Consider the following 4,063-nt stretch of genomic DNA (forward strand, 5'->3'; position numbering starts at 1 on the left):
GAGACAGGCTGGGGCCGACCGTCGCGGGCTGGTTCGCCGACCGCGCCGGTGACCGCGACGACGTCCACCTCGACGTCCTCGACCTGGCCGAGTTCCCGCTGCCCGCCGACCTGGCCGTCGCCCCCGGCACGCCGTCCGAGCGCCTCGTCCGCGCGCTCGGGGAACGCCTCGCCGCCGCGGACGGGTTCGTCGTCGTCACCCCGGAGTACAACCACAGCTACCCGGCGGCGCTCAAGCACCTCGTCGACACCTACCGCGAGCAGTGGTTCGCCAAGCCCGTCGGGTTCGTCTCCTACGGCGGGATGAGCGGCGGGCTGCGGGCCGTCGAGCACCTGCGCGCCGTCTTCGCCGAGCAGCACGCCGTGACCGTTCGCGACGTTGTGAGCTTCCACGGCGCGGGCGCGGCCGACTTCGCCGCGGACGGCCGGGTGATGACCGGCGCCGCACCGGCCGCCGCCGCCACCACGCTGCTCGACCGGATGGGCTGGTGGGGCCGGGCGCTGCGCCACGCCCGCGCCGCCGAACCGTTCCAGGGCTGATCTCGGGCGATCCGCCGGCAGCGATCCGTGCGCGCCGACGGAACAACGGAGCAACGGAACACCCGGATTGCGCCCATCGCGCCGGATCTGCCACGCTGCGTTCATGGGGGGCGTGGCCGGGGGGCCCGGCGGGCGACTGTTCATCAGCGTGGCGGGTCCGGACCGGCCGTGGGCCCGGTGGGTGACGGACCGGCTCGGCCGGTCCGGCTTCGTCGTCGAGTACGACGAGTGGGACTGGCCGGCGGGCAGCAGCTTCATCGGGCGGATGGACGCCGCACTGGCGGCCGCGGACCGAATGGTGGCGATCGTGTCACCGCACTACTTCGATCCGGCCACCTACGGCCGGGCCGAACGCGAGGCCGCGTTGACGCGGGCGCAGCAGCGAGACGGCTTCCTCGTCCCGGTGCTGGTCGCCGCCTGCGAACCATCGCCGCTGCTGGCGCGGTTGTCCCACGTCGACCTGGTGGGCTGCGACGAACGCGAGGCCGAGCGGCGACTGGTCACCGGTCTGCACGGGCCGCGGCGTCCCGGCTCCGCCGACCAGATCCCCTGGCCGGGGCCCGTCTCCGCCGACGCCGACGCCGACGCCGACGGTGGCGGTGGCGGTGGCGGTGGCGGTGGCGTGCCATCGTCGAAGTCGGCCGCCGCTGGCCCGCCCCCGTTCCCCGGCCGCGGCAGCGACGCCGGGCCGCGCGAGGCGGTGACCGTGCTGCACCTGCCCGGGTTGCGGGTCGGTCGGGAGGACAGCGCGGTCGACGTCGAGGAGCTGCCCGCGCTGATCGCCGCCGACGTGGCCGCGGCCGGCTCCGGCTGGGTGCCGGACCTGGTGGTGGTGACCGGGGACGTGGCCGAGCGCGGGCGGCGGCGGGAGTACGAGCGGGCCGTGGACGTGTTCGACGAGCTGCTCGGCTCATGGGGGCTGTCCCGGTCGCGCCTGGCGCTGGTCCCCGGCCGCCGCGACGTGAACGCGGCGGCGTGCCAGTCGCACTTCGCCATGTGCGAGGACGACGAGGTCGCCCCCGAGCCGCCGTACTCGCCGAAATGGCGGCATTTCGCGCTGATGGTCGAGAGCTTCTACGGAGAGTCTCCGGCGGCGACGGCCGGCGGGGTCTTCGCCGTCGGACAGGAGTGGTCGCTGTTCCAGGTCGACGAGCTGAAGCTGGTCGTCGCCGGGATCAACTCGACGATGGCGCTCACCCACCGGCCGCAGGACGATGCCGGACAGATCGGTGCGGCTCAGGCGGACTGGTTCGCCGAGCGGCTCGCCGCCTACGAGCGGCGCGGCTGGCTGCGCCTCGGCGCCATCCACCACGGCTACGATTCTCTGCCTGCCACGGATGGCCACCGGCCCGCGGCCGGCGGGCCACCGGCGACCGGTCGGCACAGCGATCTGTTCGGCCGGCTCAACCTTCTCCTGACCGGGCAGCAGACCAGCCCCGACGGAACTCGGCTCGACAACGCGCTCGTCCTCGGCCCGCCCCGGACGGCCGAGGCCGATCCGGCCCACCCGATGGATCCCGAGACCGACCGCGCCTACGAACTGCTGCGGATCGACCGGACCGGGATCACCCAGCGCCCGCGTGTCTGGACACCCGACCAGGCAAGGTGGATCGCCGGCGCCGGCGCCGGCGCCGGCGTCCCGGTGGGTGCCACGGCGGCCCCACGGGATCGGATCAGCCACGAGTGGACCGGTGTCGACGCCGCGCTGCCACCCGACGACGCCGACGAGCCCGATGCACACGAGCGGGACCGGGACGGCCGGGAACCCCCGGCCGGGAACCCCCGGCCAGGCGCGCCGAGCCGCAGCCGCGGGAACGGTTCGTCGACCGGGTCGCCGAAGTCGCCCGCCTCCTGCACGCCGCCGACCAGCGCCAGGCCACCGTCACCGAGATCGCCGCCACGAGCAGCGGCCCCAGCTATCTGCGGGTGACCTGCCGGGAGGGGCTGGTGGTCACCCAGCATCCCGTCGGCGTCCTCGACGGCACCCCGGACACCGCGGACGTCGACCGGTTCGCCGCCCGGGTGCACCGCGGCTACGCCGGGTCCGACCCGACGCTGGTGTCGACCCTCGTCCACGGTGGGCAGCCCGCGCCGCCGACGCTGGTCGACGCGGCGCTGCGCCAGGGGGTGCGGCTGGTCAGCTTCGTCCAGTACCAGGGGCTGATCGACCTGCGCGGCTACGTCGCCGAGCAGACCGAGCGGCTGCGCCGCGACCCGCTGTACCCGCCGTCGCTGTACCTGCCGCAGCGCTACCGGCGCCTCGACCTCACCGCGGCCCGGACGGCGACGGCCGGCGGCGAGGAGACCGACGCGCTCACCCGGCTGGTCGACTGGACGGCCACCGACGGGGGCGGCCTGGCCCTGGTGCTCGGCGACTTTGGCCGCGGCAAGACCTTCCTGGTGCACGAACTCGCCCGCATGCTGCCCGAGCGGCTTCCACACGTCGTCCCGATGCTCGTCGAGCTGCGTCACCTGGAGAAGACGCACGGTGTGGACGAGCTGCTCGCCGCGCACCTGGCCGGCGCCGGGGTGCGCCGCTTCGACCGGGACGCGCTGCGCTACATGGTGCGCCACGGTCGCATCGTGCTGCTGTTCGACGGCTTCGACGAACTGGCCCTGCGGGTCACCTACGAACGCGCCGCCGACCATCTCGCCACCCTGCTCGAAGCCCTGCAGGGCCGGGCGAAACTGGTCCTGACCAGCCGCAGCCAGCACTTCCGCTCCGACCAGCAGGTCCGCACCGCGCTCGCCCAGCGCCTCGACACCGCGGGCAGCCGGGAGGTCATCGAACTCGGCGACTTCACCGACGCCCAGATCGAGCAGTTCCTCATCCGCACCTTCGACGGCGACGAGGCGCGGGCCGCCGAACGGCTCGCCCTCATCCACGACATCCATGATCTCCTCGGCCTTTCGCGTAAGCACAGGATGCTCGGCTTCATCGCCCGCCTCGACGAGGCGAGGCTGCGCCATATCCAGGCGGCAACCGGCAGCATCAGCTCCGCCGACCTGTACCGGGAGCTGCTCGACGCCTGGCTCGACCACGAGACCGACCGCGCCCGCCCCGCCGGCGCCGCCCCCGCGCTGACCACCGCCGACCGGCGCGAGGCCGTCACCGCGCTCGCGGTCCGGCTCTGGCAGTCCACCGAACGCACCGTCGGCACCCGCGAACTGGCCGCGACCGCCGGCAGCGTGCTGACGACGCTGGACGCCCACGGCCTCGACTCCGAGCACGCCGCCCACCAGGTCGGGTCGGGCACGCTACTGGTCCGCACCGGCGACGACGCGTTCACCTTCGTCCACGCCTCGGTCATGGAGTTCCTCGTCGCCGCCGCCTGCGAGCCGCCGCTGCGCCGCGCCGACCCAACCGTCGACCTGCTCGACCGCCGCCCCGCCTCCCCCCTGATGGCCGACTTCGTGGCCCGGGAGTTGTCCGTCCACAAACGACCGCGGGAGATTCACTTCGTCTCCGAGCTGCCCCGCAATCCCATGGGCAAGGTCCGCAAGGCCGCCCTGGCTCCCTCAGC

The 4,063-nt window shown here is 74.3% G+C and carries 3 protein-coding genes; all 3 read left to right on the forward strand.

The genetic code is table 11. The features are described 5' to 3' along the window. The first annotated feature begins 8 nt into the window (after positions 1-8). On the forward strand, positions 9-539 hold the full coding sequence (locus NBZ85_RS28535) for an NADPH-dependent FMN reductase (RefSeq protein WP_261563053.1): 531 nt from the start codon (positions 9-11) through the stop codon (positions 537-539). A 103-nt stretch (positions 540-642) separates the two neighbouring features. Then, positions 643-2,469: a toll/interleukin-1 receptor domain-containing protein gene (locus NBZ85_RS28540; protein ID WP_261563049.1), complete on the forward strand. Its 1,827-nt coding sequence runs from the start codon at positions 643-645 to the stop codon at positions 2,467-2,469. Then, on the forward strand, positions 2,391-4,063 hold a 1,673-nt coding region (locus NBZ85_RS28545), incomplete at its 3' end, for an NACHT domain-containing protein (protein ID WP_438803114.1). The genes NBZ85_RS28540 and NBZ85_RS28545, both read left to right, overlap by 79 nt.

The sequence above is a fragment of the Frankia tisae genome, from assembly GCF_025403405.1.
GTDB lineage: Bacteria > Actinomycetota > Actinomycetes > Frankiales > Frankiaceae > Frankia > Frankia tisai.